This is a genomic window from Shewanella glacialimarina (genome assembly GCF_020511155.1).
Classification (GTDB): domain Bacteria; phylum Pseudomonadota; class Gammaproteobacteria; order Enterobacterales; family Shewanellaceae; genus Shewanella; species Shewanella glacialimarina.
The window spans coordinates 2,413,931-2,440,433 of record NZ_CP041216.1 but is presented as its reverse complement, the minus strand read 5'-3'; the positions used below and the strand labels follow the sequence as shown (position 1 = coordinate 2,440,433).

Sequence of the window (26,503 nt, the reverse complement as noted above, 5' to 3'; positions counted from 1 at the left end):
TTGCCGGGGCTTTTTTTAGGCCTAGGAGAAAACATGTTTTATAAACTCGCACAAAAAGTAATGTTTCAGATAGACCCTGAGTTGGCTCATAATGTTGCCATAGGCAGTTTGAAAATAACCGGTAACACACCGCTTAATTGCTTTTATCGTCAAAATATCGCAAAAACACCCGTTGAATGTATGGGGATTACTTTTCCAAATCCTGTTGGATTAGCGGCTGGATTAGATAAAGACGGCGAGTCGATTGATGCATTTTATTCAATGGGTTTTGGCCATGTAGAAGTCGGTACAGTAACACCTCGCCCACAATCGGGTAATGATAAACCGCGTTTGTTTCGCCTTAAACCGGCAAAGGGGATTATTAACCGTATGGGTTTCAACAATAAAGGTGTTGATAACCTTGTCCGTAACCTCATGGCCAAAAAATCTGATGTTTTAGTCGGTGTAAATATAGGTAAAAATAAAGACACTCCGGTAGAGCAGGGTAAAGATGATTACCTGATTTGTATGGATAAGGTTTATCAGTATAGTGCTTATATCACTGTCAACATTTCATCCCCCAATACCCCTGGTTTACGCACATTACAATATGGTGAGCTGCTGGATGATTTATTAAGTTCGATTAAAGCCAAACAAACTGAATTAACCCAAAAACACGGTAAATATGTACCGGTTGCATTAAAAATAGCACCAGATTTAACCGATGATGAAATTAAATCTATTGCTGATTCGTTGATTAAAAATAAATTTGATGGCGTTATTGCCACTAATACCACTTTAGGGCGAGATACTGTAGCCGGTCTAGAGCACGCAGAGGAAATGGGTGGCTTAAGTGGAAAGCCGTTAACCGATCTTTCTACTCAAGTAATTAAGACTCTTGCTGGTTATTTAAACGGCCAGATCCCGATCATTGGTGTCGGCGGGATAAATTCTGCAAAGGATGCAAATGACAAATTCGCAGCAGGTGCTACGTTAGTTCAGATATACAGTGGTTTTATCTATCAAGGCCCTCAGCTAGTATCAGAAATCTGTTCTGCTTATCGCACAAAATAACCACAAACGATCAATTAATAAGATCAAAAATCATGCCGCGATCGCATCTATGCGATCGCACTTTGTTCTAAGATAATGAAATATCAGTAATATTTTTTAAATAAATTTTGATATTGTTTGAAAAATAATCTATTATCGACCAGTATTCAATTTTTAGGTGAAATTGCATCATGTTATTAATGCCAAATAAGGACTGGCATTGGGAATTTAACACAAGATATCAGCAACTAAGCGTATCTTTAGGTTCCGAGATGGAGTTCTTAACCCCATATAAGTCAAAACTACTTATTCCTGATGCGCTAGGAATGACAGAATTTAGTGTTGAACACGCTAAGTATTACATTCGCTTGCTTGAAATTTTACCTAAGGTTTTACATATTTCCGATGCTGGGATAGTTCAAACAGCACTCAACGCAACTGCAGCACATTTCTTACTTAAACCTCAAATGCCAAAATCCTGGTTTTTCATGGCAAGTGATGAATGTGTTTTTTGCGGCGCAGGTAAGTTGTTTCAACTTAATTGTAATGGTGTCATGGTGTTAGTTTTAGTAGTTGAGGACAGCCTTCAGGCTGCTACAGTGATGCTTTTGTCTAACTCTTGTGCTTTATCTGACACTAAGTCACTTAATCAATTTGATACCATTAAAGTAATGCACAATCGCTTGCATCCATTGCGCAAAGCTAAGCAAGTGGTTGCAGCTTAGGATAAATCATTCAATAAGAAATGGTTATTGCCTTAAAATCCGCTCAGTTACTACAAAAAAGCCAAACAATGATGTTTGGCTTTTTGCTATTGTCGACTCTAAGAATAATGTTAACTCATTTTTCTAATAAGGCTTAAAGGCGCAACACGAAGTAGCCAGTGTAAAAAAGCCCAAGGGCAGCTTGGTACATAAACGTTATCCTTTTCTTTCTCTATAGCCTTAACCATCGCTTTACAGCCAGTTTCTAAATCTACTCGGAAGGGCACTGTTTTTACTTTTTCGTTTATTTCAGTACGAATAAAACCAGGATGAACACAGGTCACTTTAATTGGTGTGTGCATCACATCAATTCGGATCCCTTCCGATAAAGAGGTTAATCCAGCTTTGGTTGCTGCATAAACAGTCATTGCTCGTCTGAATCCCCTAACTGCACTGATTGAAGAGATTGTCACTAAATGGCCATTATTTTGTTGTCTAAATATTTCCATCGCTGCTTCGCATTGGGCAATGGCAGCAATAAAATTAGTTTGTGCGGTTTCTAGGTTGGCTTTGAAAAAACCTGTGCCAATCGAAGCCCCTTTACCCATTCCAGCGTTGACGATGATCCTGTCAATTGCCCCCATATCCTTTTGGCATTGTTTGAATACAGTAAAAACTGCTTCATGATCGTTCACATCTAGCGCGTAAACAAACACTGTGATATTTGGATTAATTGTTAATAGCTCTTCTTTTAGTCGGGTTAACAGCTCAATTCGACGTGCACATAAAGCCAGGTTATGGTTTTTCTTGGCAAATTGTTTCGCCATTCCAAGGCCAAGACCTGAGCTTGCGCCTGTAATGAGGATGTTGCTTCTATGCATGAATATTCCTTTATTATTTTTATTTTTAATGTAAGAGCAGATACATCTTGTAGACGGTTTTACTTGAACACTAACCATACCACTTTAGAAATAACTAACTTACTGATTTATTGTGTCTTAAATTTGACAAACTGCTGTTATTGATCCAAGTTTAGATTGACAATAATGATTATAAAAACATCACATCATACTAAAGGAGAGTGTTGTTTTGACGATATAATCTCTAGAGTGTCATAACTTTTTAAGATTTTAAAATACTTTATTTTTAATACTCTCAGGTGGTTATATGAACGTTATAAACCTTCTATTAAGAAAAATGAGCATTTCGAAACGATTACTCGGAATGTTAGTGTTAAGCATTGTCGCCACCATTTTAATGTTTTTATTTGCGCTTAACCGTATTGATAATGTACTCATTGCCGAAAAAGAAGCCAAATTACATGCTTTAGTTGATGCGGCTGTTGCTGTTGTCGATCAATACTATCAACGCAGTGAGCAAGGAGAGTTAACTGCGGAGCAGGCACAAACGTCGGCTATCGCTGCACTTGATCATTTGCGCTACGCAGGGCAAGAATACTATTTCAGTATCAATACCCAAGGCGTGATGATTCAGCATGCTTTTGCCAAAAAACTTGTTGATACCAGTGTGATAGGAATGAAAGATCCTGACGGGATTAAATTGTTCCAATTGATGATTGATAGAACGCAAACTCAAGAGTCTGCTAGAGTCGATTACATGTGGAATAAGCCCAATCAAGTAGACCCAAGTCCAAAAATGTCGGTGGTGAAAAAATTTACTCCGTGGAACTGGATTATTGGAACAGGTATTTATGTTGATGACATTGATGCCCAAAATCATGAATTTATTTACAGTTACATCTTTTTGCTTGCTTTGGTTTGGCTACCGGTACTTATTTTTCTTTATATTATTATTCAGAGTGTCTCGGTACCAATGCGCTCTACCATCACTGCTTTTGAAAATGTGGCTAAAGGAGAGGGCGATTTAACCTTGCGATTATCAGAAGAAGGGGCTGATGAGTTAAAAGAGATTGCTACTCACTTTAATATGTTTACCTCTAAAATTCAGAACGTTATTGCTTCTGTTGGAGAGTCTATTCAACACAGCAGTGAATTAGCAGGTGGAATGTCAGCGATTGCTGCAAAAGCGAATCAAGTTTCAACTAACGTGCAAATGGAAACCGAAAACGTAGCAACGGCTATCAACCAGATGTCGATGACAGCCTCAGAAGTGGCTTCTAATGCGCAACTGGCCGCACAAAGCGCGCATTCTGCCGATGAAGAAGCGGACAAAACCGCTAAAGTAGTTGATAACGCCATGGGCAAAATTAATGAGCTTTCAAGTGAGCTCATTCATACCGAGGAAGTGGCTAAAGGACTACAAATTAGTTCGAGTAAAATTGGCCAAATATTAGATGTGATTGTTGGTATTGCAGAGCAAACCAACTTGTTAGCATTAAATGCGGCTATTGAGGCTGCCCGAGCTGGTGAGGCTGGACGGGGATTTGCGGTTGTGGCAGATGAAGTGCGCACTCTAGCAAGCAGAACGCAAGATTCAACCCGAGAAATTAACGGTATTATCGATGCCATTCGTCACGCTATCGACAGTGTTAATGCTTCAGTTGAAAGAGCGAAAATTAAATCAAATGAAACGGTTTCAGAAACTGGCCAAGTGGTTGGCGCGCTTGATGTGATTAAAAATTCAATTGAACAGATTTCACAAATGAATATTCAAATAGCTGCGGCAACAGAAGAGCAAAGTGCGGTTATTGCAGAGTTAAATATGAATATTACTCGCATAAACGACATGTCCGTCGAGAACAGAGAATATAATCAGGACATTAATCAAAGTAGTAGCCAAATTGAGCAAGGGTCTGAAAAACTTGCTGAATTAGTCGCTCATTTTAAAGTGTAATATTTCGGCCTGTTTATTTTAAGGTTGTTTTTACTGCTTGATGTTGATCATTTATATCAGACAAAAAATTTGTGGTGAAATGAATCAAGATCAACAGCCCCAGGTTAACATGTTCTGTTAACAGTGTTTTGTTCATTGTTGATTCAGTTGAGCTTTGATTCAGTTAATCTTTGATTGAGGTGAAGTTTGACCGCTAAACGGTATTAAAGTCCTCTTAATTAACACGCTTTTATCGCGCAAAAGATCATTCGCAGAGGGCAATTGGCGCGAGTAAGATAGCCAGCTTGTTTCAATTGATTATGGCCTTATATGACAATATTGTTTTTGAATATAAGGCCTTAATTGTTGAGCCTTTATGCCAGCTGTGTACTGGCGGTAAGGCTAAATGATATAGTAGCCAACTCTACGACACTCGATGAAAACCAATGAACTCACATTGCCCAAGTGATTTACAGCTGATTTATTTATTTGTCCATTTGGTCAGTGCTGGCGGCTTTTCACAGGTTAGTCAGTTACAAAATATTCCAGTGGCAACGGTTAGCCGAAAAAATTGCCAAACTAGAAACCCGTTTGAATACCCAGTTGATCATGCGCAGTACTCGTAAGCTGCGTTTAACTGAAGAGGGGGCTGAGTTATTTGAACGATATTATCAACTGATTAGCCAGTTTGATGATTTGAACCAGCAAACGGTATCTACACCCAGTGGTACCTTAAGAATTGCTACGCCGATTTCAATTACCTCAATGATTTTAATGCGGACGTTGAATGACTTTTCTAAGTTATATCCTGATATTAATCTGCACATTAGCCAAAATAATCAAACAATAGATTTAATCGATCAAGGGGTTGATGTGGCTATTGTCGGTGGCGTCCAGCCTGATTCGTCCTGGGTGTCTCAATCTTTGGGGGTATTACATTATGGCTTATATGCTTCAACCAAGTATCTTGAACAGTCTGACAAAATAGATCATCCCAACCAACTGCGTCAACACAGGTTAATTAAGGTGTGGCCATTATTTAATTGGACATTAAAGCACGGCGACCAAGAATATTATTATGAAGGTGAGGCCAAAATGACCTTGGCTGATTTACACGGGGCAATTAAGGCTTGTGTTGATGATGGCGGAATAATGTATGGGCCATCATTGTTTGTGAAACAGCAATTACATCGGGGTGATTTGATCCGGGTATTGCCACAATGGCAGGGTGAAAACCGCCGAATTAGTTTGTTGTATCATCAGCGTAAACAGCAGCCTCGAAAAGTACAATTATTTATCGAATTTATGCTCAGTCGTGGTGAAACTATTTTCGCAATGGATTAATGACCAAATGACCAAATGAGCTTTGGGTTATCCATTGCGAATGGTTGCTTTATGACTTTAAGCTTAAACCAAATATACCTTTAAACTAAACGCACCATGGGCTCCCACAACCAAGGCTTGCTCAATATCGGCAGTTTTACTCGGACCTGCAATAAATGTCCCAAAGTCGCCGATATTTAATTGCATTTTTGCTGGCGCATCGTGCATGGTTGCAACAATATTGTCTTTATTCAGCACAATAATAAGGTTTTCGCAGATAAAAGGCAGTACTCTATGAGTCTGGGTGTTTATGCCATTCAATTGTTCACTGTCTACCCATATCGCGCCATTTTCCGCCACAGCAAACCTTGCTTGTATGATAGCGTAGTCGATGTGTTTTAGTTCATGGGGCTTTGTTGGCATAAGCTGATTACCTTCGATGCCGTCAACTAACGAAATCACTTGCATCCCTTGATTTATCAACTGCGCTATATCGCATTTAAGTATGTCAATGCTATTGCCACTGTCAGAATAAATTAATTCACCTGTGACTGAGGCAAGACCTTTCTCAAATCGATTAATCAAATCAAATTGTGAAAGGGCGGTACTTTCTAACACTGACAAATTAGGTTTAAGATTTGACTGGTTAAGGGCAGACCGGCCCAAAGCGGCCAGAATGGCTTGTTTGCTTGCCGCATTATTAGACATTACTTAGCCTCCTTGTTTGATGCTTTATGTTGTTTATACCAGGTATCAAAACTTGATTTTGGTGAAACGGGCAATTCTCTATACTGACCCCAGGCGCCTGAAAAGGGTGTGATAAGACTGTGGGGAAGTACTTTTAATGCCAATCGCGCGCTGCCCATAGCACAATTCAATAACGTCGGCGAGCTCATCAATTTACCTACAGCGGGCATATAGTACTTCTTACCAAATGGCAGTTTGCCCTGTTCTGCTTTTAAACGGCGGTGGTGTGCAATGATTTTATCCAGTGGGACTTTTGTAGGGCAAACATAACTACAGCTGCCACAAAGTGTACAGGCCCAGGGAATAGTATTGCTTTCATCATGCTGAGCACCTACGGCAATACCAATAGGGCCAGGAATAGTATAGTTATAGCTGAATCCGCCAGAGCGACGATAAACCGGACATGTGTTCAAACAACCACCACAACGAATACATTTTAATGACTCAGCAAGGATTTTATCTTGCATGATGTCAGTACGGCCATTATCGACAATGATAATGTGCATTTCGCCGTCGACTTTACCGCCGCGATAGAAAGACGAATAAGTGGTAATAGGTTGACCAATGGCATTTCTGGCTAAAATACGCAGTAGCACCATGGCACTCTGTGCATCGGGCACTATTTTATCTATGCCCATTGAGTGAATTTGCAGTTTGGGTAAGTTAACACCCATATCGGCATTGCCTTCATTGGTACACACAACCACAGCGCCTAAATCGGCGATGGCTATGTTCACGCCAGTCATAGCAGCATCGGCACTTAAAAACTGATCGTGCAAATGCTTTCGCGCTGCACGGGTCAGGCGAGTGGGATCGGATTCGCCTTTTGGGGTATTGAGCTTTTGGTGAAAAAGCTCACCAACCTCTTCTTTTTTCATATGGATGGCAGGCACTACAATATGCGATGGTGGTTGATTATTTAGCTGGATAATGCGCTCACCTAAATCAGTATCAATCACTTCAATGCCATGCTTTTCAAGAAAAGGATTCAAATGGCATTCTTCAGTCAACATCGATTTTGACTTAACTAATTTTTTGACAGCGTGGACAGACAAAATCTTTAATGCAATTTCATTATGTTCACTGGCATCTTTAGCCCAGTGCACCTGAATACCATTTTCAATACACTTTTGTTCAAATTGGCAAAGATAATCCCCAAGATGGCTCAATGTATGCAACTTGATTTCAGAGCCGAGTTGGCGAAGTTGTTCCCATTCCGGCACGCTTGCTGCGGCTTTGTCACGTTTTTCACGTAAATTCCACAAAGCTTTAGAGTGCCAATCGACGCGATTTTCATCTCGGCAGAATATAGCGGCATTGTCGGCATGACTTGTAGATTGGTACTGATTTGATTGATTCATCTTAGTGCCTCCTTATAATGCCGCATCGATGATTTGAGCTATATGGCGGGTTTGTATCGGTAGCAGCTGCCTGCGGATCATGCCATCAAGATGCAGTAAACAAGAAGGGTCGAACCCTACAACATATTGTGCATGGGTGGCTGCATGGGTATGGGCTTTATCTTTGCCCATTTTGGCTGACACAGCGCCTTCATCAACCGCAAAGGTACCGCCGAAACCGCAACATTCATCGCGTGGTGCGGGATAAACAATATTGATACCTGGGATGTTTTGCAGTATGGCTTCGACTTTATTGAATTGTGGTCCCATTGATTCACTTGGCGTCGCTAAGTTAAGCATACGCAGTCCATGACAACTCATCTGTAAGCTAATGGTATGCTCAAATTTATACTTAAATGACGCTATTGGTGCTATATCGTGTAAGAATTCCGTAAGTTCATACAGTTTATCGATCACATCTTGTGCCGCTTGGCTTTTATCAAACTCATGAAAGTTTTCTTTAGCGGCGACTAAACAAGATGCCGCTGGGCAGACGATGGCATCGCATTCCACGCCTTTAAACGCATTTAGTAATTTGAGTGTGGTATTGCGTGCTTCGTTAAAACAGCCTGAGTTTGTCATAGGTTGGCCACAACAGGTCTGGCCTTGAGGGAATATCACTTGATGCCCCAACTTTTCAAGTAATGACAAAGTGGCAATCGCCACATCAGGCATCATTTGATTAACCAAACAGGGAATAAACAGTGCAATTTTCATATTCATTGACTTCAATAATCACGGATACTATTAATCTACTCGCCAATACTATTGAGTGATACAGACAAAATAGTAATGAACCGTCAGGATATTTTCATTTTTGAAACTTAACCTTAGGATTGTCGACTAAATATTAAAAGATGGCTTTATAACCTCATCAATTAGTCGTAATTAGCAATAAAAACACCATTATGTCGACAATATGTGGTTTTTTGGGTTGTTTATCACTCATTTGCTGCTATATTGTCGACATACGAATTGTTAATTGAGTTAAAAGCATGCTCCTCGCTAACGAAAAGCCAGTAACAGCAGCAGATAAAACCTTTATTTTGCTTAGAGACGATATTGTTGAAGGCAGAATTGCGGCGGGTTCAAAACTCAGTGAGACAGAATTGTCGACAAAATATGCGGTAAGTCGTGCGATTATCCGTGAAGCAATCAATCGCCTTGAGGCTTGTCACATAGTGGAGCGCAAGGCAAATGTCGGGGCTAGAGTGGTCGCACTGAGTCCTCAAGGCTTGATAGAGCTTTATCAAGTGCGCGAGTCATTAGAAGGCATGGCCGCAAGGTTAGCGGCTGTGAATATGACTCATGAAGAAATTGATGATTTGATGGGATTACTGCAACGCCATTTTGATGAAGTCAAAGACGGTCAGTCTTATTATCAGGAAGCGGGCGATGTCGACTTTCATTATCGAATCATACTAGGTAGCAAAAATAAGCATTTAATCAGTATGTTATTTGATGGTATTTATCATTTAGTGCGCATGTATCGTGTGCAGCTTGGTATGGCGGGACCTAGAGTAACCACCGCCTATGATGAGCATAAACATATTGTAAAAGCCATTGCTAATCGTGATGCTGAACTCGCTGAGATGTTAATGCGTCGCCATATTATGTATTCAAAAAATAGTATTGAAGCCAAGTTAAGTTAGTCATCGATGATTATGGTGACCGAGAATCGAATCAAGATTGTTAATACACACAAGGAAAGAATATGAGCGCAGGTAAAAAATTTCGCCAGGCACTAATGGCCAATAAACCATTGCAAATAGTCGGTACCATCAATGCCTATTCAGCCATGATGGCAAAACAAATTGGCCATCAAGCCATTTATTTATCAGGTGGTGGCGTGGCAAATGCCTCATATGGTTTGCCTGATCTTGGCATGACTTCTTTAAATGATGTGTTAGTGGATGTGCAACGTATTACATCAGCGTGTGATTTACCTTTACTGGTGGATATCGACACGGGTTGGGGCGGCGCATTTAATATTGCCAAAACCATTCGCGATATGGAAAAAGCCGGTGCAGCCGCTGTGCACATGGAAGATCAAGTGGCGCAAAAGCGTTGTGGTCATCGCCCAAATAAAGAAATTGTGCCTGTAGAAGAAATGGTCGACCGCATTAAAGCGGCGGTTGATGCCCGCACAGATCCTGATTTTTTCATTATGGCGCGCACAGACTCGTTTGCTCAAGAAGGTTTAGAAGCGGCAATTGAGCGTGCTAAAGCTTATGTAGCAGCAGGTGCAGACGGTATTTTTGCTGAAGCGATTAAAACCGAAGCACATTATCGTGCCTTTGCTGAAGCATTAGATGTGCCTATTTTGGCAAACATTACTGAGTTTGGCCAAACTGAATTATGGAATAAACAGCAATTAGGCGAGTGGGGTGCATCTATGGTGCTATACCCATTAAGTGCATTCCGTGCGATGAACAAAGCGGCTGAAAATGTCTACAGTGCTATTTTAACCGATGGCGACCAAAAAGCGGTAGTGGATACCATGCAAACGCGGATGGATTTATATGACTATCTAGGCTATCACGATTATGAGCAAAAGCTAGATAGTCTATTTGCCGAAGGCAAAAACAAATAATCATCCGGTAATAAAAGTGTGAACCATTTTTACGACTAGAATAAAAAATACCCTACAATCGCGGTTAAGCTTGGCTTAATCGCGACAAGCATAAGAAGGAAGATATCATGGTAGACAAGAAATTATCGGGCGCAGGATTACGTGGTCAAAGTGCTGGCGAAACAAAATTATGTACAGTCGGTAAATCAGGTTCTGGGCTCACTTATTGTGGTTATGATGTCGCGGATTTAGCCGACAACGCCACCTTTGAAGAAGTGGCTTATTTACTGTTTAACGGTGAGTTACCAACTCAAGCACAATTAAGTGCTTACAAAACAGAGTTAACCGCGCAACGTGATTTACCTGACGCCCTTAAAGCGGTATTGAAGCTTATTCCTGCTGATGCTCATCCAATGGATGTTATGCGGACGGGCTGCTCGTTTTTAGGAAACCTTGAGCCAGAAGTTGATTTTACTCAGCAGCATAAAGCATCTAATCGCTTACTTGCCGCGTTCCCTGCGATTATGTGTTACTGGTATCGCTACAGCCATGAAGGTGTAGAAATTGACTGTACTAGTGATGAAGAATCACTTGGCGGTCATTTCCTTAAATTATTACGTGGTGAAACGCCATCAGCACAACATCGTAAGGTAATGGACGTGTCTTTGATCCTTTATGCTGAGCATGAGTTTAACGCATCGACCTTTACCGCGCGCGTATGTGCTTCAACCTTATCTGATATGTATTCGTGTGTGACTGGTGCAATTGGTTCATTACGTGGTCCACTTCACGGTGGCGCTAACGAAGCTGCAATGGATATGATCCAAAAGTTTAGCTCACCAGCCGATGCCAAAGTGCAAATGGCGGGTATGTTAGAACGTAAAGAAAAAATCATGGGCTTTGGCCATGCTATTTATAGTGTGTCTGATCCACGTAATGTGATCATTAAAGCCTGGTCTGAAAAGTTGGCTCAAGAAAATGGTGACACCTCGTTATATGATATTTCTGTCGCCTGTGAAGAGTTTATGTGGGACAGCAAAAAGCTATTTTGTAATGCAGACTTCTTCCATGCCTCTGCTTATCATTTTATGGGCATTCCAACTAAGTTATTCACACCAATTTTTGTGTGTTCACGTTTAACAGGCTGGGCTGCACATGTGATGGAGCAACGCTCTAACAACCGTATTATTCGTCCAAGTGCTGACTATGTAGGCAGTGAGCCACGTAAAGTACTACCAATTAGTCAACGTTAATCAACTTGCCGAGTCTGATAATGATGACTCGGCTTTTCGTTGTAGATTAGCGCTTATTAGTTTGATGTTTATTGTGGATGAAGTTATGAATACTCAATACCGTAAAGCCTTGCCGGGCACCCAATTAGATTATTTTGACACCCAAGAGGCTGTCGACGCAATTGAACCTGGCGCTTATGCCAAATTGCCTTATTGTTCTCGCGTATTTGCCGAGAACTTAGTGCGTCGTTGTGCGCCAGATATGCTCACCGATTCGTTAAAGCAGTTGATTGAACGTAAGAGTGATCTCGACTTTCCGTGGTATCCCGCTCGTGTGGTATGTCATGATATTTTAGGTCAAACCGCTTTAGTTGATTTAGCGGGTCTGCGTGATGCGATTGCTGAAAAAGGGGGCGATCCATCTAAAGTAAACCCCGTAGTACCGACTCAATTGATTGTCGATCACTCACTGGCTGTAGAACATGCCGGTTTTGACAAAGACGCGTTTGATAAAAACCGCGCTATTGAAGACCGTCGTAATGAAGACCGTTTTCATTTTATCAATTGGACCAAAACGGCGTTTAAAAATGTTGATGTTATCCAACCTGGTAACGGCATCATGCATCAAATTAACTTAGAACGTATGTCGCCAGTGGTACATGCTCAAAATGGTGTGGCGTTTCCTGACACCTTAGTGGGCACCGATAGCCATACACCACATGTAGATGCGTTAGGTGTTATTGCCATTGGGGTAGGTGGTTTAGAAGCGGAAAGCGTGATGCTGGGCCGCGCATCTTACATGCGTTTACCGGAAATTGTCGGTGTTGAAGTAACCGGTAAACCACAACCAGGCATTACCGCTACCGATATTGTATTAGCTTTAACCGAATACTTACGGGCGCAAAAAGTCGTGTCATCGTATCTTGAGTTTTATGGTGAAGGTACCACCCATTTAACCTTGGGCGATCGCGCCACCATTACCAACATGACACCTGAATACGGCGCCACCGCGGCGATGTTTTATATCGATAAGCAAACCATTGATTATTTGACATTAACCGGTCGTGAAGACGCACAAGTTAAATTAGTCGAAACCTACGCCAAACAAGCCGGCTTATGGGCTGATACCTTAACGAATGCTGTGTATGAGCGTGTTCTGCACTTTGATTTGTCATCGGTTGGCCGTAACATTGCCGGTCCTTCAAATCCGCATTCTCGGGTTCCAACCTCTGAGCTTGCTGCTCTTGGCATTAGCGGCGTAGTTGAAAACGAGCCAGGTAAAATGCCCGATGGTGCCGTGATTATTGCCGCCATTACTAGCTGTACTAACACCAGCAACCCTCGCAACATGATTGCCGCGGGGTTATTAGCACGAAATGCCAATGCACGTGGTTTATTACGTAAACCTTGGGTGAAATCATCGCTTGCGCCTGGCTCTAAAGCGGTGCAGTTATATTTAGAAGAAGCGGGCTTGTTACCTGAGCTCGAAAACTTAGGTTTTGGCATTGTCGGCTTTGCCTGTACCACTTGTAACGGCATGAGTGGCGCACTCGATCCGGTTATTCAACAAGAAGTGATTGATCGCGATTTATACGCAACGGCTGTGTTATCGGGTAATCGCAATTTCGATGGACGTATTCACCCATACGCTAAACAAGCGTTTTTAGCCTCGCCGCCATTGGTCATTGCTTATGCCATTGCCGGTACCATTCGTTTTGATATTGAAAAAGATATCTTAGGTATCGATAACCAAGGTCAAGCGGTTACATTAAAAGACATTTGGCCTACCGATGAAGAAATCGATGCGGTTGTTAAAGCTAGCGTTAAACCTGAACAGTTCCGTAAAGTTTATGAGCCTATGTTCGACATCAAAGTAGAATATGGCAGTCACGTTAATCCACAATATGAATGGCGTCCACAAAGTACTTATATTCGTCGTCCACCTTATTGGGATGGAGCCTTAGCGGGTGAGCGTTCGATGAAAGGTATGCGCGCATTAGCGGTATTGGGCGACAACATCACCACAGATCATTTATCGCCATCAAACGCGATTATGCTCGACAGTGCCGCAGGCGCCTATTTACATAAAATGGGTTTACCGGAAGAAGACTTTAACTCTTATGCCACTCACCGAGGCGATCACTTAACCGCCCAGCGTGCGACATTTGCCAATCCAAAACTGTTTAACGAAATGGTGCAGGAAAACGGCAAAGTGAAACAAGGATCGCTGGCGCGCCTTGAGCCAGAAGGCCAAGTCACTCGCATGTGGGAAGCCATTGAAACCTATATGGAGCGTAAACAGCCACTGATTATTATTGCTGGTGCTGATTATGGCCAAGGGTCATCTCGTGACTGGGCAGCAAAAGGCGTGCGCCTTGCGGGTGTTGAAGTGATTGTTGCTGAAGGTTTTGAGCGTATTCACCGTACCAACTTAGTCGGTATGGGCGTGTTACCGCTTGAATTCCCAGCAGGTCATAATCGTCATACTTATCAGATTGATGGCACTGAAACCTATGATGTAGTTGGCGATCGTAAACCCGGGGCTATGTTAGATGTGATCATGACGCGTAAAAACGGTGAACAAGTGACTATTGCGGTGAAGTGTCGTGTAGACACCGCAGAAGAACTGTCAATTTATGAAGCGGGTGGTGTATTACAACGTTTTGCTCAGGACTTTTTAGAGTCAAGCGCTGCGCAGTAATTTTAGCATGAAGAAATAATCAATCATCAGAAAGAGGCGGTGTATGGGGTTACCATCACCGCCTTTTTTAAGGATAAAGTATGACGTTTAAACCACAGATAAAAATACCCGCTACCTATATGCGTGGCGGGACAAGTAAAGGAGTCTTTTTTAATATCACTGATTTACCGGTAGCAGCTCAAGTAGCCGGTAACGCCCGTGATGAGATATTACTCAGAGTTATTGGCAGCCCAGATCCTTATTGCAAGCATACAGATGGTATGGGCGGTGCGACCTCAAGTACTAGTAAAGTAGTACTTTTATCAAAAAGCACCCAGCCTGAACATGATGTAGATTACTTATTTGGCCAGGTAGCGATAGATAAACTCTTCATAGACTGGAGTGGTAATTGCGGCAACTTAACTGCTGCAGTTGGTTCATTTGCCGTAAGTAATGGATTAATCGAACCAAGCCGAGTGCCAGTAAATGGGACAACAGTTGTGCGTATATGGCAAGCCAATATTCACAAGACGATTATTGCTCATGTACCTATAACAAACGGCGAAGTACAAGAAACGGGTGACTTTGAACTTGATGGCGTGACGTTTCCAGCCGCTGAAGTACAAGTTGAGTTTTTAGACCCTGCCGATGGTGAAGGGGCGATGTTTCCTACAGGTAATGTGGTTGATCAATTAGACGTGCCTAACATTGGCACATTTACCGTAACTATGATTAATGCGGGTATCCCGACGATATTTTTAAACGCTGTAGATATAGGTTACTGCGGAATAGAGTTGCAAGACGCGATTAATAACGATGAAGCAGCTTTGGCAAAATTTGAAACTATTCGAGCCTATGGTGCATTAAAAATGGGACTAATCAGCCATTTAGAAGAAGCTAAAACCCGCCAACATACACCTAAAGTTGCCTTTGTTGCACCTGAAGCCGATTATGTTAGTTCAAGTGGTAAAGCGATTAGTGCTTCAGAAATTGATTTATCGGTGAGAGCGCTATCAATGGGTAAATTGCACCATGCCATGATGGGCACAGCAGCGGTTGCTATTGGCACTGCAGCAGCTATACCGGGGACATTAGTTAATCTTGCGGCTGGCGGCATTGAGCGCCAATCTGTTACCTTTGGTCACCCCTCAGGTACTTTACGTGTAGGGGCGGAAGCTAAGTTGATTGATGGTAACTGGCAGGTGACTAAAGCTATAATGAGTCGCAGTGCTAGAGTATTAATGGAAGGTAGTGTGCGTATACCTCAAGACTAACGTATCTGGTTTTGATCATTGTGTAGTTTAAAAGCCTAAGCACTGTCTTAGGCTTTGTTATTTTAAAACAATTAATAATCAAAATGTTATTTTGTTTTTAGTAAGTAAAAAGAAATATAGTTTAGATCTAAAAATGACTTGAACACAGATAGAAATTAGTATTTTATATGCATAAATTCATTTGTCGACATTTTATCAGAATAGTAATTTTTATTAGTTTAATATCATTGGCTTAGTGATTTAATTTGATAATAACCTCACTTATGAGTGATGGTTTTTTTATGCCTCTTAATTACTGTCATGTTACTTTAGCAACAGATTGATTGGGTTAAACCAGACTTTTATTGCCACTATAAGTGAATCCTTAGCGGATTAGCTGTTATGCAAATAAAAATTAGTCAGTACTTGAAAACTTGTATTGAGAATAAGAAAAGGAAAATATTATGGTTGAACACATCACGGGTATGCTGGCATTAATCGGTGTATTGTCGCTTTTGTGTCAATGGGCAGGCTGGAAATTAAGATTACCTGCCATTTTACCACTACTGTTATGTGGATTGTTACTCGGACCTGGATTGAATATTCTTAATCCCGATGAAATTTTTGGTGATCTATTGTTCCCTATCATTTCATTGGGTGTAGCTGTGATCCTTTTTGAGGGGGCATTGACGCTCAATTTCAAAGAGATTAAAGATAACAGTCGTATGGTGACTAATCTTGTCACCATAGGCGCAGTGATTACTTGGGCATGTATTACCCCTGCTGCGCACTATTTCATGGGATTTGATTGGCCTGTCGCATTTCTATTTGGCGCGTTAGTTGTTGTCACAGGGCCAACGGTAATTGTACCCATGTTGCGTACGGTTCAACCTAAAGCTAAATTAGCCAGTATATTACGTTGGGAAGGTATTGTTATTGATCCCATAGGTGCATTATTCGCGGTGTTAGTTTACGAATATGTTGCCGTTACCGCAGATCCTACAACACACGTATTGTATGCATTGGGCCTCACTTTAGTGATTGGTTTTGGCATAGGTGCAGCCGCGGGTTACTTCATTGGTGTAGCACTAAGAAATAACGTCTTCCCACATTATCTGCGTAATACAGCGGTGTTAACGATAATGTTGGGTGTATTCGTCGGCTCTAACTTATTACAACATGAATCAGGACTCTTAACGGTTACTGTAATGGGTATTTGGCTTGCCAACATGCGTGGTGTAGACATTGCCGATATTCTAGAATTTAAAGAAACCTTAACAGTATTGCTTATTTCAGCACTGTTTATTTTACTTGCAGCACGTTTAGATTCTGACGCTATGTTAGGACTGGGTATTGGTGCCTTTGGTGTACTGTTTGTCGTCATGCTTGTAGCGCGTCCATTAAGTATCTGGACCTCGGCACTGGGCACCAGTTTAACCTCAAAAGATAAATGGTTTTTGAGTTGGGTTGCACCACGGGGTATTGTTGCGGCAGCCATTTCATCACTGTTTGCGATTAAATTAGAAGAGCTTGGTGTACACGGTGCAAGCTCTATCGTGCCATTAGTATTTTTTATCATTATTGGTACCGTAGTTATTCAAAGTTTAACCGCAGGCCCCTGGGCAAAGTTTTTAGGCGTTAAAGAAGGTTCAAACCAAGGTTTGCTTATTTATGGCGCGTCTAAATTTGCTCGAGAATTAGCCACCCAACTATTAGCTAAAAACATTAAAGTTGTGTTAGCAGACAGTAACTGGGACAGTATTCGTCAAGCCCGTATGGAAAATATTCCTGTTTACTTCGGTAACCCAGCATCTGAACATGCTACTAACTACATGGACTTAAGCGGTATAGGCAGAGTGTTAGTTATGTCTCCTTATCGTCAATTGAATCCTTTGGTCAGTTTCCATTTCCAAGATTTATTTGGCTCGGAAAAAGTGTATGGTCTAAATAATAGTGAAACAAATGTTGGCAGTGGCCGTCATCAACTGTCTGAGTCTTATTTACAGCGGTTATGCTTATTTGGTGAAGGGATAAGCTATGCCAAAATAGCCAGTTTAATGGCTAAAGGTGCTGTTCTCAAGGTGACTAATATTACCGAAAACTTCAGTTATGAAAAGTTCCGTGAGCGTTACGGTGAGACAGCTATTCCTTTGGTTTATATAACTAAAGAGGCTAAGTTGAAAGTGATAACTGCTGAAACCCAAAAGTTGCCTGTAGGGATTGAATTAATTAGCTTATTACCTCAAGAAGCACAGGAACAAGCAATTATTCAGCGAACGTTAGATGAAGAAGCCGCTCGTTTAGCTAAGGTTAAAGCAGAAGAAGAAGCAAAGGCTGCTGCTGAAGCACGTGCTATACGTGAAGCTGAAGAAGCGGAGCAACGCGCACTTGAGAAAGCTCGTCGTAAAGAAGAAGAGCTAGCACTATTCGAGGAACAAGAAAAAGCTAAGTTACTTGAAGAAGAGCAGGCTGCTTTGATTGAAGAGGCTAGAATTGAGAAAGAGTCTGAGGCTTTAGATATTCAATTATCGAATGATGAAGTGCTTAACGACACGCTTGTTACAAATGAGAATGAGTCTTTGGATAACAAAGAGCCACCGTTAAAATCCTAATGTTAACCATATAAGAGTTGTTAAAAAAGGCTTAGTTAATACTAAGCCTTTTTATTCGTATAACTTTTTTGGTATTTTAAGTAGTTAAATAAAACTAGTAGCCATGCTATTTAAAGAGTTCAAGTACCACTTCATGATGATCTTTAGTTTTGAATTTATTAATGAACTGAGTGACTTTACCTTCAGTGCCTACAATAAAACTTAATCGATGTATCCCGTCAAAAGTTTTACCCATAAATTTCTTTTCACCCCAAACGCCAAATGCATCAGCAACAGCATGATCTTCATCACTGAGTAAGTGAAAATTTAATGCTTGTTTATCAGAAAACTTTTGTAGCTTAGCAACTGGATCCGGGCTTATGCCTAAAACAGTGATGTTTAAGTTATCCAGTTGCTGCTTGATATCACGCAAGCCCTGTGCTTGAACAGTACAACCGGGGGTAGATGCTTTTGGATAAAAATAAACCAAAACTGGGCCTTTCTTTAGGCAGTCTTGTAATGAAATTGCTTGGTCAAATTGGTTTTGCAGTGTAAATAAGGGCGCTTTATCACCCGTTTTTAAGGTGTTCATGTTTATTCCTTGTCAGATATAAGAAGGTATTTCTGGGCCTAATTACACAAGATACGCTAGGTAATGGAATATAGTTTAACTCATGTTTATTGTGATGAACTTGTGCCTTGCATTAACTTGATGCTGCACTCGAGATTCATTTCTTCAGCCAATTGATAAATTGATGTTTCTAACTTGGTTAAATCGACTTTATCAGGAATATTAATCGCTAAGAATATCGACTGGGTTTGCAGACCTTCATTATCATCGGCATGGGAACGTACCGCGGCCAAATCAAGTGAGCGCTCGGCTAAAAATTGGGTAATTGTTTTCATAGTGCCACGTTGGTCTTCACCACTTATGGTCACTTCTACACGCGATACATAATTTTTAGGCACATGTTTTGATGTCCGTTTCATCACGGTCATCAGCTCTAGTTCAACACTGAGACTGGGTAGCATAGTTTCAATTTTAGTAATTGCTGGCCATGAGCCCGAAATCATCATTATTAGGGTAAATTCATTACCAAATAGCGCCATACGGCTATCAACGATATCACAATCACAATCACTGGCTAAACGCGCTAAGCGACTGACTAAACCAGGGCGATCTGCACCCATTGCGGTAACGACCAGATAGTTGGTCATGGATTTTCCTCATTTGTTAGAATGAAATATCGAGTGATGTCTTTAAACATACTATACGTCTATGCAACCAGTAATATTATCATATCATCGTAACAAACCTCCTTAAAACGATAGAATAAAAATAATACTTAGCGTAATCGATGTAATTTTAATCAGCTGAAAGATGGATATCTAAAAAAACTATTAAGAATGTGTAATCTCTTCGCTATAAAGCATAAAATATTGCTACTTTATGCCGAATCAAGGTGAAATGGCTTTTTCGGGTAATTTTGATTTGAGCACTGCTAATGCTTGTCATTAGTGGATAGCATCAGTAACATAGCAAATCCTGAAAACTTGGGGAATGATAGATGAAAAACGGAAGCATCGTAGCCTTAATCACACCTATGAATAGTGATGGCACAATAGATTATGCAAGTCTTGAAGGACTGGTAGATTTTCATATTAATCAAGGTACCGATGCCATTGTTGCAGTGGGTACAACTGGCGAATCTGCCACGTTACCGATGAAAGAACATATTGCGGTTGTTAATCAAACTGTAAAATTTGCCGCCGGACGAGTACCTATTATTGGTGGCAACGGCGCAAATGCAACTGCTGAAGCAATAGAGCTGACTAAAGGCATGCAAAATTCAGGTGTAAGTGCCATGTTGGGTGTTACACCTTATTACAACAAGCCAACACCTAAAGGCCTGATCGCACATTATAAAGCTATTGCAGCGAGTACAGATATTCCACAAATTTTGTATAATGTGCCAGGGCGCACTGCAGTAGATATGAAGCCGGAAACCGTTGCTGAGTTATGTACAGTTAGTAATATTATTGGTGTAAAAGAAGCCACTGGTGATGTGAGCCGCGTTGCTTTATTACGACAATTATGTGGTGATGACTTTATTCTTTACAGTGGTGATGATGCGACGGCTCGCGAGTTTCTACTTGCTGGTGGTAATGGTGTTATTTCGGTAGCTAATAACATAGTACCCCATGCGTTTAAGGCCATGTGTGATGCCGCTCTTGCGGGAAATGCACAACTGGCTGCTGAAATTGATGAACCACTTCGTGGCTTATACAGTTCATTATTTTGTGAAGCAAACCCTATCCCAGTTAAATGGGCTGTTCATCGTATGGGACTTATTACCCACGGACATATTCGTTTGCCGTTAACTGAACTTTCTGAGCAGTTTCATGGTCTGTTACTAGAGTCTATGAAAAAAGCGCAAATTAAGGTGCAATAATACATGTTTAAAAAAGTCACCCCTCTATTACTGATAACAACGCTTGCAGCCTGTAGTACGCCTATAGATCGTCGCCAGGCTAATGGTAATGAAGAGTATGCTCAAACTCAATCGGCCGCTTTGTTGAAGATTCCATCTGGATTGAAGCAACCTAACTACAGCAAAGAGTTCGATATTCCAAATGTCAGTAACAAAGTTGATACTACTATTGTTGGCAAGCGATTAGATATTCGTCCACCATTGCAAATTATTGCAATGGCAGAGGGTACTCATGTTGAAGAAAGTAGCAACAATATAAAAATCATTATTGAATCCGTTGATAATTCAACCGACTTAAAGCAAGAAATATTTAATGTTATCAATAGCTATTTAGCTAAGAATAACATAGCTAAACGTACGGATAATTTTGAAACTGGTGTTGTTGAGACAGACTGGATAGAAAGCCAGGACGTATTAGAAACAAGTTGGTTCGGAAATGATAAAGTGTATTTACTGCGTCAACGTTATCAGTTTGATATCAATGTTAAGCCACATGGTAGAACGGGTGATGTTGCTATTAGCCTAGTCGAGCATGAAGAGTATTACGATGAAGACTTGCAAGATATATTCTTAACGGGTGATGATAAACGTCGTTATACCATTGATATGCTTAATAACACAGTGTCGTATATGGGTGTTGAGCGTGAGCGTGCACTTCAAGCCGCACGTATTGAGCAAAGCTTAGGGATAGATATTGATCTTGTTGAACCAGGTGCTGAAGCTGAATCATACTGGCTTGCAAAAGCTAGCTTTAGCAAAACATGGGATCGCCTACGTATCGTATTACCTGAATTAGGCTTAGATGTTATCGATATGGATACCAGTAAAGGTCTATTTTATCTTAACTTAGAAGAAAGTGGTGGTTTCTGGAGCTCACTGTGGGGCGAGGAGAAATTAACACTTGAGAAAGGTAGTTATCGACTGTTGCTGCGTACTACAGATAACAAAGATGAAACTAAAATCTTGTTTCATGATATAACTGATGAACCGCTTAAAAATGAAGCAATTGCAGAAGTTTATAAACGTCTCTATCAAGCGATGAAAGAAGAGCGAAAAGTGCTTTAATGACTATTATTTAGTTACTTTTATTTGAAAAAGAGATGCCCACTGGCATCTCTTTTTTTTGGATCAAACTTTTTAAGTTAGTCAGATAACTAATTTACTAAATGTGTCTAATTTGTAAGGAAAGGTAAAACGCCTTGCAGCTAATAACTGACTGAGTAGAATCAACATCAAGTAATTTACCTCATTGAGTTTGTGTAAAAACTTATATCTGAAAAATTAATTAAATAATTGCAATGATGAGTGATCTATTTTTACTAGTTTGCACTATTACTTCACTAAACACTTATCTGACACAGTATAAAAAACATTATCCAGTGTTAGGTCATTGCATGATTACAATATCCCGATAAAGAATGGTTAACTGATGAAAAAAATAATATTAATAATCGCAGTTGTTGGCATTGCAGCTTATGGCTATCAAGCCATGCAGCCTAAACAAAATAAAGTTCAGCACGAAAAACCTATTCCTAATGTGGTATTTGCTACTACTAAAATGATGCCGATTCGCGATGAAGTGGAGGCAATAGGAACTGGTAAGGCATTTGAGTCGATTATTGTGACCTCAAAAATTACTGAAGTGGTCACAAGTGTTAATTTTGAAGATGGAGACTTAGTCAAGAAAAACGACTTGTTGATCCAGCTTCAAGATGCTGAGCAACAAGCTAAAGTTAATGTAGCTAAGGTCAAGCTAACTGAGCACCTTAGAGAGTTTGACCGGATAAGTACTTTGGTCACTAGTAAAACTATTGCAGAGCTTGAGCGTGATAGGCTACAAAGTTTAATTGATTTATCTCGAGCAGATATTGAGCTGGCGACATCTTCATTAATTGATAGAAAAATTACCGCTCCATTTTCTGGCCGCTTAGGATTACGTCAGGTTAGCCTTGGTAGTTTAGTGTCAACCGGCGAGCAAATTACAACACTGGATGATGTCAGCAAAATTAAACTCGATTTTTCTATTCCAGAGCGATTTATTCAAGAATTAAAGCCAGGAAAGCAAGTCGAAGCGCAAGCGGTTGCTTTCCCAGATCGTATCTTTTTAGGGACAGTGACATCTATTGATAGCCGAGTTAACCCAGATACTCGTGCAGTTGTGGTCAGGGCTGTATTATCCAATGATGATTATGCTCTACTGCCGGGGATGTTAATGAAGGTGAAACTAATTAAACAAAGCCGACAAGGACTGTTACTTCCTGAGTCAGCAATTATCCCTATCCAAGACAAGCATTATGTCTATAGCACCAATGAGCAAGATGAAGTGATTCAAATTCAGGTGAAATTAGGCGTTAGGATGCGGGGGTGGGTTGAAATTACTGAAGGGCTAGCAGAAAACCAACATGTTATTATTCGGGGCATTTTAAAAGTACGTCCAGGTGATAAAGTTACGTTGCAGGAAGCTGAAAACTTTAACTTCGTCAATGTTAACTCGACGGAGACGGCAGCATGATCTTAACGGATTTATCGGTCAAACGTCCTGTTTTTGCCTCCGTAATCAGTATTTTATTGATTGTTTTGGGCTTAGTGTCATTTGATAAATTACCTTTGCGCGAATATCCTAATATCGATCCCCCTATTGTATCTGTTGAAACCAGCTATCGCGGTGCCAGTAGTTCAGTCGTTGAAAGCCGCATAACTCAGTTGATAGAGGATAGAATAAGTGGTGTAGAAGGCATTCGCCACATCAATTCATCCAGTTCTGATGGCCGCTCGAGTGTGACAATCGAGTTTGATATTGATCGAGATATCGAAGCAGCAACTAATGATGTGAGAGATAGGATATCAGGTCTATTAGATCAATTACCTGAAGAAGCCGACGCACCATCCATTTATAAAGCCAATGGCAGCGATGAAGTGATAATGTGGCTTAATTTGGTCTCAGATCAAATGGACATATTGCAACTAACTGATTATGCCAATCGGTATTTGGTTGATCGGTTTTCAGTGATTGATGGTGTGTCAACGTTACGCTTGGGTGGCGGAAAAGTTTATGCAATGCGCATATGGATAGACCGCCAAGCTTTGGCTGCACGAAAGTTGACCGTGACTGATATAGAAAATGCATTAAGAGCAGAAAACGTTGAGTTTCCAGCAGGATCGATTGAATCTGAAGATCGCAACTTCACGGTACGATTAGAGCGTGCTTATCGCACCCCAGAAGACTTTGCTAATTTAGTACTTACCCAAGGTGACGACGGTTATTTAGTCAAGTTAGGTGATGTTGCCCGTGTTGAAATAGGCAGTGAAGAAGAGCGGATTGTGTTCCGTGGTAACACAGAGGCTATGATTGGTTTAGGCGTCAGTAAACAATCAACGGCAAATACCCTAGAAGTAGCTCGAGCTGCAAATGCACTGGTTGATCAACTTAATCCTACTCTACCAGCTGGTATGGAAATTAAGCGTTCTTATGACAGCTCTGTCTTTATTGAACGCTCAATTGATGAGGTCTACCAAACATTATTTATTGCGATGATATTAGTCATCATTGTGATTTATTTGTTTTTGGGTAGTGTCAGAGCGATGCTGATCCCTGCTATAACCGTTCCGGTATCATTACTCGCGACATTCACAGTGTTATATGCACTTGATTACACGATTAACTTATTGACTTTACTAGCGATGATTCTAGCTATTGGTATGGTGGTTGATGACGCCATTGTGATGTTAGAAAATATTCACCGAAGAATTGAAGAAGGTGATTCGCCTCTAAAAGCGGCATATTTAGGCAGCCGAGAAGTGGCTTTTGCTGTTGTAGCGACCACCCTTGTATTGGTTGCGGTATTTATGCCAATTACTTTCCTTGAAGGGGACTTAGGTAAGTTATTTAAAGAGTTTGCGGTAACAATGAGCGCCGCGGTTATTTTCTCAAGTATTGTTGCATTAACCCTTAGCCCAATGATGTGTTCTAAGCTGCTTAAACCTTCTAGCGAAGGCTCATGGCTAGTACGTCAGATTGATAAATTGATGGATCGCTTATCATCAATGTATAAATCTACCCTTGCTAAGGCATTTAAAAAGCCATTGCTCGTTAGTTCTTTAGTGATTATTTCTTTTGTTATTAGTGGTTATTTATTACAAAAGGTGCCTCAGGAATTTGCCCCACAAGAAGATCGTGGTTCTATGTTCTTAATGGTTAATGGGCCTCAAGGCGCTAGCTTCGAATATATTGAAGAATATATGGATGAAGTTGAAGGGCGTTTAATGCCATTAGTCGAAAGTGGTGATATTAAGCGTTTGCTTATCCGTGCACCGCGGGGGTTTGGCACCGCAACTGATTTTTCTAATGGCATGGCGATTATCGTACTTGAGGATTGGGGACAACGTAGAAGTGCTAATGCTATTATTGGTGATATCCGCAATCGATTATCAGATTTAGCGGGTATTCGCGCGTTCCCTATTATGCGCCAGGCATTTGGTCGCGGAGTCGGTAAACCGGTTCAATTTGTACTGGGCGGCCCTAGCTATGAAGAGTTAGCAGAATGGCGGGATATTATTCTTGAAAAAGCAAAAGATAATCCAAAATTAATTGGTTTAGATCATGACTATCAAGAAACAAAACCTCAGTTACGGGTGATCATTGATCGGCTTAGAGCTGCCGATTTAGGGGTATCTGTTTCGCATATTGGCCGCACACTTGAAGCCATGTTAGGTTCAAAGCTGGTGACCACCTTCATGCGTGATGGTGAAGAGTATGATGTCATCATTGAAGGCAATCGAGAAAGTCAAAGCACAGCCAGTGATATGGAAAACCTTTATGTGCGCTCTGCGCGCACTAATGAATTAATTCCACTATCTAACCTGGTCACTATTGAGGAGTTTGCTGATGCTAGCTCACTTAATCGTTATAATCGTATGAGGTCAATTACTCTTGAGGCTAACCTAGCCGAAGATTACAGTCTGGGAGAAGCGCTTGCTTATCTAAATGATTTGACCTCAACTTATTTACCTGCTGAGGCGGTGGTCAGTTACAAAGGGCCTTCATTAGATTATCAAGAGTCAGGCAGTTCGATGAATTTTGTCTTCTTGCTAGCTTTAGGAATTGTATTCTTAGTGTTAGCGGCTCAGTTTGAAAGCTTTATTCATCCAATGATTATCATGTTAACTGTGCCATTAGCCACCTTAGGTGCTTTGCTGGGATTATGGTTTACCGGACAGAGTATCAATATTTATAGTCAAATTGGTATTATCATGCTGGTAGGTTTAGCTGCTAAAAACGGCATACTCATTGTTGAGTTTGCTAATCAGTTGCGAGATAGAGGAGTGGCATTTAACGAAGCAATATTACAAGCTTCTACCCAACGTTTGAGGCCTATTTTGATGACAGGTATTACAACCGCTGCTGGAGCATTACCTTTAGTGATGGCGGTTGGTGCTGGTTCTGAAACCCGCTATGTAATTGGTGTTGTGGTCTTATCTGGTATTACTTTGGCAACATTTTTTACCTTGGTTGTTGTACCTGTGGCTTATAATTTGTTTGCTAAAAACAGTCACTCTCCAGATACGGTTGCCAAACAATTAGAACAAGAGTTACGTGAGTAAACAGATAACCGGGTAATGCAGGGTTGTTAACCCACTATTGACCTGATTAAGATAAAAAAGAGCCCGTCATTTGACGGGCTCTT

The 26,503-nt window shown here is 40.9% G+C and carries 19 protein-coding genes and 1 pseudogene; 14 read left to right on the top strand and 6 right to left on the bottom strand.

Annotated elements, in window-relative coordinates; translation table 11 throughout:
- Positions 1–33 precede the first annotated feature (33 nt).
- Positions 34–1,053 (top strand): quinone-dependent dihydroorotate dehydrogenase, encoded by a 1,020-nt coding sequence (pyrD, locus tag FJ709_RS10595; RefSeq protein ID WP_226410031.1) that lies wholly within the window; start codon positions 34–36, stop codon positions 1,051–1,053.
- 170 nt (positions 1,054–1,223) lie between these two features.
- The gene (locus FJ709_RS10590) at positions 1,224–1,757 is read left to right on the top strand and encodes a cell division protein ZapC (RefSeq protein ID WP_226410030.1); all 534 of its coding nucleotides are present in this window, start codon (positions 1,224–1,226) and stop codon (positions 1,755–1,757) included.
- Between the two features lie 110 nt (positions 1,758–1,867).
- Here the strand turns inward: FJ709_RS10590 and FJ709_RS10585 are convergent, their stop codons facing one another.
- Positions 1,868–2,617, bottom strand: a complete 750-nt coding sequence (locus FJ709_RS10585) for an SDR family oxidoreductase (RefSeq protein ID WP_226410029.1) — start codon at positions 2,615–2,617, stop codon at positions 1,868–1,870.
- 286 nt (positions 2,618–2,903) lie between these two features.
- Between FJ709_RS10585 and FJ709_RS10580 the strand changes: the two genes are divergently transcribed.
- A complete protein-coding gene (locus FJ709_RS10580) occupies positions 2,904–4,550 on the top strand; it encodes a methyl-accepting chemotaxis protein (RefSeq protein ID WP_226410028.1) in 1,647 nt (548 codons plus the stop codon).
- A 425-nt stretch (positions 4,551–4,975) separates the two neighbouring features.
- A pseudogene (locus FJ709_RS10575) lies at positions 4,976–5,873 on the top strand (LysR family transcriptional regulator).
- Positions 5,874–5,936: 63 nt separating this feature from the next.
- Here the strand turns inward: FJ709_RS10575 and FJ709_RS10570 are convergent.
- Genes FJ709_RS10570 through FJ709_RS10560 form a run of 3 tightly spaced genes read right to left on the bottom strand, consistent with a single transcriptional unit; the run spans position 5,937 to position 8,716 of the window.
- On the bottom strand, positions 5,937–6,560 hold the full coding sequence (locus tag FJ709_RS10570; RefSeq protein ID WP_226410027.1) for a LutC/YkgG family protein: 624 nt from the start codon (positions 6,558–6,560) through the stop codon (positions 5,937–5,939).
- A complete protein-coding gene (locus FJ709_RS10565; RefSeq protein WP_226410026.1) occupies positions 6,560–7,960 on the bottom strand; it encodes a lactate utilization protein B in 1,401 nt (466 codons plus the stop codon). The genes FJ709_RS10570 and FJ709_RS10565 overlap by 1 nt, the downstream gene beginning before the upstream one ends.
- A 12-nt stretch (positions 7,961–7,972) precedes the next feature.
- Entirely contained in the window at positions 7,973–8,716 is a 744-nt protein-coding gene (locus FJ709_RS10560) for a (Fe-S)-binding protein (protein WP_226415931.1), read from the bottom strand.
- Between the two features lie 278 nt (positions 8,717–8,994).
- On the opposite strand from FJ709_RS10560, the gene FJ709_RS10555 reads away from it, so the two are divergent.
- The 6 genes from FJ709_RS10555 to FJ709_RS10530 all read left to right on the top strand — a co-directional run bounded on the left by FJ709_RS10555 (position 8,995) and on the right by FJ709_RS10530 (position 18,348).
- Entirely contained in the window at positions 8,995–9,651 is a 657-nt protein-coding gene (locus tag FJ709_RS10555; RefSeq protein WP_226410025.1) for a GntR family transcriptional regulator, read from the top strand.
- A gap of 62 nt (positions 9,652–9,713) precedes the next feature.
- Entirely contained in the window at positions 9,714–10,592 is an 879-nt protein-coding gene (prpB, locus tag FJ709_RS10550; RefSeq protein ID WP_226410024.1) for a methylisocitrate lyase, read from the top strand.
- Positions 10,593–10,699: 107 nt separating this feature from the next.
- Entirely contained in the window at positions 10,700–11,824 is a 1,125-nt protein-coding gene (gene prpC / locus FJ709_RS10545; RefSeq protein WP_226410023.1) for a bifunctional 2-methylcitrate synthase/citrate synthase, read from the top strand.
- A gap of 85 nt (positions 11,825–11,909) precedes the next feature.
- Complete coding sequence (gene acnD, locus FJ709_RS10540) at positions 11,910–14,504, top strand: Fe/S-dependent 2-methylisocitrate dehydratase AcnD (RefSeq protein ID WP_226415930.1); 2,595 nt, start codon at positions 11,910–11,912, stop codon at positions 14,502–14,504.
- 80 nt (positions 14,505–14,584) lie between these two features.
- Entirely contained in the window at positions 14,585–15,757 is a 1,173-nt protein-coding gene (gene prpF / locus FJ709_RS10535) for a 2-methylaconitate cis-trans isomerase PrpF (RefSeq protein ID WP_226410022.1), read from the top strand.
- 443 nt (positions 15,758–16,200) lie between these two features.
- Positions 16,201–18,348: a cation:proton antiporter domain-containing protein gene (locus tag FJ709_RS10530; RefSeq protein ID WP_226410021.1), complete on the top strand. Its 2,148-nt coding sequence runs from the start codon at positions 16,201–16,203 to the stop codon at positions 18,346–18,348.
- A gap of 106 nt (positions 18,349–18,454) precedes the next feature.
- Here FJ709_RS10530 and bcp read toward each other — a convergent pair whose 3' ends face one another.
- Together bcp and FJ709_RS10520 are read right to left on the bottom strand one after the other, a co-directional pair.
- The gene (gene bcp / locus FJ709_RS10525; protein WP_226410020.1) at positions 18,455–18,919 is read right to left on the bottom strand and encodes a thioredoxin-dependent thiol peroxidase; all 465 of its coding nucleotides are present in this window, start codon (positions 18,917–18,919) and stop codon (positions 18,455–18,457) included.
- An 86-nt stretch (positions 18,920–19,005) separates the two neighbouring features.
- Entirely contained in the window at positions 19,006–19,545 is a 540-nt protein-coding gene (locus FJ709_RS10520) for a glycine cleavage system protein R (protein ID WP_226410019.1), read from the bottom strand.
- Between the two features lie 350 nt (positions 19,546–19,895).
- Here FJ709_RS10520 and dapA point away from each other — a divergent pair, with 350 nt between their 5' ends.
- The 4 genes from dapA to FJ709_RS10500 all read left to right on the top strand — a co-directional run bounded on the left by dapA (position 19,896) and on the right by FJ709_RS10500 (position 26,420).
- Positions 19,896–20,780: a 4-hydroxy-tetrahydrodipicolinate synthase gene (dapA, locus tag FJ709_RS10515; protein ID WP_226410018.1), complete on the top strand. Its 885-nt coding sequence runs from the start codon at positions 19,896–19,898 to the stop codon at positions 20,778–20,780.
- A gap of 3 nt (positions 20,781–20,783) precedes the next feature.
- Positions 20,784–21,884, top strand: a complete 1,101-nt coding sequence (gene bamC, locus FJ709_RS10510; protein ID WP_226410017.1) for an outer membrane protein assembly factor BamC — start codon at positions 20,784–20,786, stop codon at positions 21,882–21,884.
- 364 nt (positions 21,885–22,248) lie between these two features.
- Entirely contained in the window at positions 22,249–23,331 is a 1,083-nt protein-coding gene (locus FJ709_RS10505; RefSeq protein WP_226410016.1) for an efflux RND transporter periplasmic adaptor subunit, read from the top strand.
- Positions 23,328–26,420, top strand: coding sequence for an efflux RND transporter permease subunit (locus tag FJ709_RS10500; protein ID WP_226410015.1), 3,093 nt, complete (start codon positions 23,328–23,330; stop codon positions 26,418–26,420). Before FJ709_RS10505 ends, FJ709_RS10500 begins: the two co-directional genes overlap by 4 nt.
- Positions 26,421–26,503: the final 83 nt, after the last annotated feature.

Bases quoted from the DNA above. Each gene is read 5' to 3' on its own strand.
- FJ709_RS10580 (WP_226410028.1), top strand. From the start codon at position 2,904: ATGAACGTTATAAACCTTCTATTAAGAAAAATGAGCATTTCGAAACGA.
- FJ709_RS10520 (WP_226410019.1), bottom strand. From the start codon at position 19,545: ATGACCAACTATCTGGTCGTTACCGCAATGGGTGCAGATCGCCCTGGT.
- FJ709_RS10500 (WP_226410015.1), top strand. From the start codon at position 23,328: ATGATCTTAACGGATTTATCGGTCAAACGTCCTGTTTTTGCCTCCGTA.
- prpF (WP_226410022.1), top strand. From the start codon at position 14,585: ATGACGTTTAAACCACAGATAAAAATACCCGCTACCTATATGCGTGGC.
- FJ709_RS10570 (WP_226410027.1), bottom strand. From the start codon at position 6,560: ATGTCTAATAATGCGGCAAGCAAACAAGCCATTCTGGCCGCTTTGGGC.
- prpB (WP_226410024.1), top strand. From the start codon at position 9,714: ATGAGCGCAGGTAAAAAATTTCGCCAGGCACTAATGGCCAATAAACCA.
- FJ709_RS10565 (WP_226410026.1), bottom strand. From the start codon at position 7,960: ATGAATCAATCAAATCAGTACCAATCTACAAGTCATGCCGACAATGCC.
- prpC (WP_226410023.1), top strand. From the start codon at position 10,700: ATGGTAGACAAGAAATTATCGGGCGCAGGATTACGTGGTCAAAGTGCT.
- FJ709_RS10530 (WP_226410021.1), top strand. From the start codon at position 16,201: ATGGTTGAACACATCACGGGTATGCTGGCATTAATCGGTGTATTGTCG.
- FJ709_RS10560 (WP_226415931.1), bottom strand. From the start codon at position 8,716: ATGAAAATTGCACTGTTTATTCCCTGTTTGGTTAATCAAATGATGCCT.
- bamC (WP_226410017.1), top strand. From the start codon at position 20,784: ATGTTTAAAAAAGTCACCCCTCTATTACTGATAACAACGCTTGCAGCC.
- FJ709_RS10585 (WP_226410029.1), bottom strand. From the start codon at position 2,617: ATGCATAGAAGCAACATCCTCATTACAGGCGCAAGCTCAGGTCTTGGC.
- FJ709_RS10555 (WP_226410025.1), top strand. From the start codon at position 8,995: ATGCTCCTCGCTAACGAAAAGCCAGTAACAGCAGCAGATAAAACCTTT.
- pyrD (WP_226410031.1), top strand. From the start codon at position 34: ATGTTTTATAAACTCGCACAAAAAGTAATGTTTCAGATAGACCCTGAG.
- FJ709_RS10505 (WP_226410016.1), top strand. From the start codon at position 22,249: ATGAAAAAAATAATATTAATAATCGCAGTTGTTGGCATTGCAGCTTAT.
- bcp (WP_226410020.1), bottom strand. From the start codon at position 18,919: ATGAACACCTTAAAAACGGGTGATAAAGCGCCCTTATTTACACTGCAA.
- FJ709_RS10590 (WP_226410030.1), top strand. From the start codon at position 1,224: ATGTTATTAATGCCAAATAAGGACTGGCATTGGGAATTTAACACAAGA.
- acnD (WP_226415930.1), top strand. From the start codon at position 11,910: ATGAATACTCAATACCGTAAAGCCTTGCCGGGCACCCAATTAGATTAT.
- dapA (WP_226410018.1), top strand. From the start codon at position 19,896: ATGAAAAACGGAAGCATCGTAGCCTTAATCACACCTATGAATAGTGAT.